The organism is Microcystis sp. T1-4, assembly GCF_000297435.1.
Lineage (GTDB): Bacteria > Cyanobacteriota > Cyanobacteriia > Cyanobacteriales > Microcystaceae > Microcystis.
On sequence record NZ_CAIP01000298.1, the window covers coordinates 1 to 667 of the forward strand.

Consider the following 667-nt stretch of genomic DNA (forward strand, 5'->3'; position numbering starts at 1 on the left):
ATCCTCACAAACAATACCAGTATAGGCCCCAGCTGCCGTTTGTCCAGCCGCTCCAGCATAATTTTTAATATCGTCATCAAATTCAGTCACAGCATTCGCTAGATAGGCGGCTCCAAAAGCATTGGGAGTTCCCACTTCGCTGATATCATAGAATGTTAGGGAAATAGTGGCAGCTTCCAGAGCTAGTTCAGATAAAGTAGCAAAAGTCCCTTTTTCATAACGATAACCCTGTTGGGCGCGATTGATTAATCCCAGTGTTGCGCGCGCTTCTGCTTGCCTACCTTTGGCGACTTGTCCAAAGAGATTCGGTAAACTGATGGCAGCGAGAACCCCCAATAAAATCACCACTATCAACAATTCTATTAGAGTAAAACCCCTCGCTTTTTTTTCCTGTGATTTGATTGCTGAAAAAAGAAGGTATTTCATAGTTAGGCGCTGGCAATGTTGACTATATTTTGGGTGTTAGGGTTTTAGGGTGTTGGGGTGTTGGGGTGTTGGGGTGTTGGGGTGTTAGGGTGTTGGGGTGTTGGGGTGTTCGGGTGTTAGGGTTTTAGGGTTTTAGTTGAAATTCCCCCCACTTCCCCCATTCCCCCCACTTCCCCACTTCCCCACTTCCCCGTTCCCCACTTCCCCCATTCCCCACTTCCCCATTCCCCCACTTCCCCAC

1 protein-coding gene is annotated in these 667 nt (G+C 48.0%); it reads right to left on the reverse strand.

Features of this window, described 5'->3' with window-relative positions; translation table 11 throughout:
• Nucleotides 1–426 (reverse strand): type IV pilin protein (locus MICAI_RS16365; protein ID WP_039900381.1); only part of this gene is annotated, 426 nt, incomplete at its 3' end.
• Between the last annotated feature and the right edge of the window lie 241 nt (nt 427–667).